This window comes from Actinomadura sp. KC06 (assembly GCF_004348735.1).
Classification (GTDB): Bacteria; Actinomycetota; Actinomycetes; order Streptosporangiales; family Streptosporangiaceae; genus Spirillospora.
Genome location: NZ_SMKT01000326.1, coordinates 1 through 3691, shown reverse-complemented (window position 1 = coordinate 3691; position 3691 = coordinate 1). Strand labels below are relative to the sequence as shown.

The window sequence follows — 3691 nt, the reverse complement described above, 5'->3', positions numbered from 1 at the left end:
GAGGGCGTGGGTGTGGGACGAGCGGTGGGGTGGAGTGTGAGGGCGGTGGTTGGGTCAGGACTGGGCGGCGGCGCCTACGACCATGGGGGGGTCTTCGGTGGTGATGTGGTCGGATTCGATGACGTCGGCGACGACGGCGGTGATGTTGTCGGGGCCGCCGTTCTCGCGGGCGAGTTCGATCAGGCGGTCGACGGCGCGTTGCGGGTCGGCCTCGGCGGAGAGGATCTCGTAGATGCGCTGCGCGTCGACCGGGCCGCTGAGGCCGTCCGAGCAGAGGAGGTAGCGGTCGCCGAGCCGGGCCTCGCGGAGGCGCAGGTCGGGTTCGCGGTCCTCGCGTCCGTCCAGGACCCGGTACAGGACGTGCGACAGCCGGGACGTCTCCGCCGGGTCGGCCGTCTGGCCGGCCTGCTCGGCCTCCGCCTTGAGGAGCTCGTCCATGGTGTGGTCCTGCGTCATCTGGAACAGCTCGCCATCGCGCAGGAGGTAGCCGCGCGAGTCGCCGACGTGCGCGAGCGCGACGGACTCGCCCGACCACAGCATGGCGGTGAGCGTCGTGCCCATGCGGCTCAGGTCGGGACGTTCCTCCCGGACGATGCGCAGCTTCTCATTGGCTTCCGCCACGGCGCGGCCCAGAATGTCGACGAGATCGTCCTGCGGGGCGTCGGTGTCGAGTGAGCGCAGGGAGCCGATCACGGTCGAGCTCGCGACCTCGCCGCCCGCGTAGCCGCCCATGCCGTCCGCGACCGCGATCAGCCGCGCACCGGCGTACCCCGAGTCCTCATTGTTCTCTCGGTTGCAGCCGATGTCGCTGCCTGCTGCGTATCTGATAGCTACGTTCATACCAATTTCGATGACGATCCGGTCAGAGGAGTTGTATCAGTCGCGGGCGGCTGCCTCGCCATCGGCGCCGGACGTGCCGACGCCGTGCCGGACGGCGTAGAGCGCCGCCTGCGTCCGATCCTGGACTCCCAGTTTCATGAGCAGATTACTGACGTGCGTCTTGACCGTCTTCTCGGACACCACGAGCGCGCGGGCGATCTCCCGGTTGGATCTGCCCCGCGCGATGTGCACGAGCACCTCCCGTTCACGTTCGGTCAGCGCGGCCAGGCCGCGGTCGTCCTGCGAGTCCGGCCCGTCCGCCATCATCGCCTCGGCCGCGTCGGGCGCGAACAGCACGTGCCCGTCGTTGACCGCCCTGATCGCCTGGACGAGCGCCTGCGGGTCGACGTCCTTGTACAGGTACCCGGCAGCGCCCGCCTGAACGGCCGGCAGCACGTGTCCTCGTTCCGTGACGCTGGTCAGGACCAGGACCCGTGCCGCCACCCCGCGTGCCCGCAGCTCCGTCAGCGCGGTCAGGCCGTCGGCGCCCGGCATCTTGAGGTCCATGAGCACGATATCGGGCTCCAGGGATTCGGCCAGTGTCACGGCCGACGTGCCGTCCTCCGCCTCGCCGACGACCTCGATGTCGTCCTGGATGCCGAGGAAGGTGCGCAGCCCCTGCCGGACGACCGGATGGTCGTCCGCGATGAGGACCCTGATCGGCGCTCTTCCCGGTGGGCGTGGGGGGTCGTCCCCCCTCGGGATATCAGCCTCGCGTCCGTTGGCGGTCACAGCGGCACCTCCAGCCGGACGGTCGTGCCGTGCCCGGGCGCGGCGTCGATCGTGAGCTCGCCGCCGATCGAGTAGGCGCGGTCGCGCATGGACGCGAGGCCGAGCCCGTTCTGCTGCTCGGTCGCCGTGTCGGACGCGTCGAACCCGGACCCGTCGTCGGCGACCTCCAGCACGGCCTGCCCGTCCCGCGTGCCGAGCCGCACCTCGACGGTCTGCGCGCCGGCGTGGCGGAGCGCGTTGTAGAGCGCCTCCTGCGTGATGCGGAACGCGACGGCCTCCTGGTCTTCGGGCAGGACGACGGCCTCGTCGGCGGCGATGCGCACGGTCGTCTCGTGCGCCCGGTCGAGGACCTCGACGTGCTTGCGCAGTGAGGAGACCAGGCCGTCCGTGAGGTCCGCGGGACGCAGCTCGAAGATCACGGCGCGGAGTTCGGCGAGGGCCTCGGCGGCGAGCCGCTCGACCTGCTCCAGCTCCTGGACCGTCCGGACGGGGTCGCGCTCGGCCAGCGCGGACGCGGTGCGGGCGGTCAGGCGCAGCGAGAACAGCTTCTGCGCGACGGCGTCGTGCAGCTCGCGGGCCATGCGGTTGCGTTCGGCGACGACCGTCAGCTCGCGGTTGTGCTCGTACAGGCGGGCGTTCGTGACAGCGATCGCGGCGTGGGCGGCGAACAGGGTGAGGAGTTCTTCGTCGTCCTCGGTGAAGCCGCCGGGACGCTGCTTGTTGGCGAGGAAGATGATGCCGATGACGTCCTCGCCGTCCCGGATCGGCACGCCGAGGAAGTCTTTCAGGACGGGATGCGCCTGCGGCCAGCCCTCGAACTCCGGCTCCCTGCGGATGTCGGCGAGCCGCTTGGGCGTGTCGCCGTGCAGCATCGCGGCGAGCATGCCGTGCTGGCGGGGCAGCGGGCCGATGCGCTCCCACTCCTCATCGGAGACGCCCTCGACGACGAACTCGGCGAACGAGCCCTCGTCGTCCGGGACGCCGAGGGCCGCGTACCGGGCGTCCAGCAGCTGCGCCGCCGCCCGGACGATCACCTGCAGCACCTCGTGGACGGACAGGTGCCGGGTCACCGCGAGCACGGCGGAGCTCACGGCGCGCAGGGTCACACCCTGGTCACCGCCGCCGCCTTCGCCCGTCTCCATCCCGGCCTCTCGTCTCCGCTGGCCCAGCGCCTCGCGGCGCTCACATGTGAAGACCGTACTCGCTGCGCGGGATTTCTCGAATCAGCCCGGGGGACGACGTCTCCGCCGGCGCCGCCCGGTGGTCCGGGACGGCGGTCCTAGGACCATCTGACCACCGTCCAGCGGGCCCGACGGCCGATGCCGCGAACGGCGCTGATTCCTAGCGTCGAGAGCATGAAGACAGCATTGATCACCGGGGCCTCCCGGGGGCTCGGCCGGGCGCTCGCCCGCGAACTCGCCCGGGACGGCTGGCACCTCGTCATCGACGCCCGCGACGCGACCGCGCTGGCGTCCGCGGCCGACGACATCGGCGGGAGCGTCGTCGCCATCGCCGGGGACGTCACCGACCCGGCGCACCGCGCGGACCTCGTCCGGGCCGTGGACGGCGGGCTCGACCTGCTCGTCAACAACGCGAGCACCCTGGGCCCGACGCCCATGTACCGGCTCGCCGCCCTGCCCGTCACCGATCTGGCGGACACGTTCGCGACGAACGTCCTGGCGCCGCTGGCATTGATCCAGGACGTCCTGCCGAGCCTGCGGGAACGGCACGGCGCGATCCTCAACATCACGTCGGACGCGGCCGTGGAGGACTACGAGACCTGGGGCGGCTACGGGTCGTCCAAGGCGGCGCTGGAGCAGCTCTCCAACGTCCTGGCCGCGGAGGAGCCCGACGTGGCCGTCTGGTGGACGGACCCAGGCGAGATGAACACCGAAATGCTCCGCGCCGCAGGCGAGGACGCCGCCTCCGCCCCACCACCGGAAGAGGCCGCCGCCACACTCCACCACCTCGTGACCAACCGACTCCCCAGCGGCCGCTACCGCGCCTCAGACCTGGCCGGCACCCAATGACCACCGTCCTGAAGCCCCCCAACCAGGCCACCCCCACCGAACAGCCACAC

At 71.4% G+C, this 3691-nt stretch carries 4 protein-coding genes; 1 reads left to right on the top strand and 3 read right to left on the bottom strand.

Annotated elements, in window-relative coordinates:
* Positions 1-54: 54 nt before the first annotated feature.
* The 3 genes from E1287_RS42425 to E1287_RS42415 all read right to left on the bottom strand — a co-directional run bounded on the left by E1287_RS42425 (position 55) and on the right by E1287_RS42415 (position 2753).
* Positions 55-840 (bottom strand): protein phosphatase 2C domain-containing protein, encoded by a 786-nt coding sequence (locus E1287_RS42425; RefSeq protein WP_131971674.1) that lies wholly within the window; start codon positions 838-840, stop codon positions 55-57.
* A gap of 36 nt (positions 841-876) precedes the next feature.
* The gene (locus tag E1287_RS42420) at positions 877-1539 is read right to left on the bottom strand and encodes a response regulator transcription factor (protein ID WP_207934807.1); all 663 of its coding nucleotides are present in this window, start codon (positions 1537-1539) and stop codon (positions 877-879) included.
* A gap of 68 nt (positions 1540-1607) precedes the next feature.
* Entirely contained in the window at positions 1608-2753 is a 1146-nt protein-coding gene (locus E1287_RS42415; RefSeq protein WP_131971672.1) for a GAF domain-containing sensor histidine kinase, read from the bottom strand.
* A 213-nt stretch (positions 2754-2966) separates the two neighbouring features.
* Between E1287_RS42415 and E1287_RS42410 the strand changes: the two genes are divergently transcribed.
* Positions 2967-3641, top strand: a complete 675-nt coding sequence (locus tag E1287_RS42410; protein ID WP_131971670.1) for an SDR family oxidoreductase — start codon at positions 2967-2969, stop codon at positions 3639-3641.
* The last annotated feature ends 50 nt before the right edge of the window (positions 3642-3691 follow it).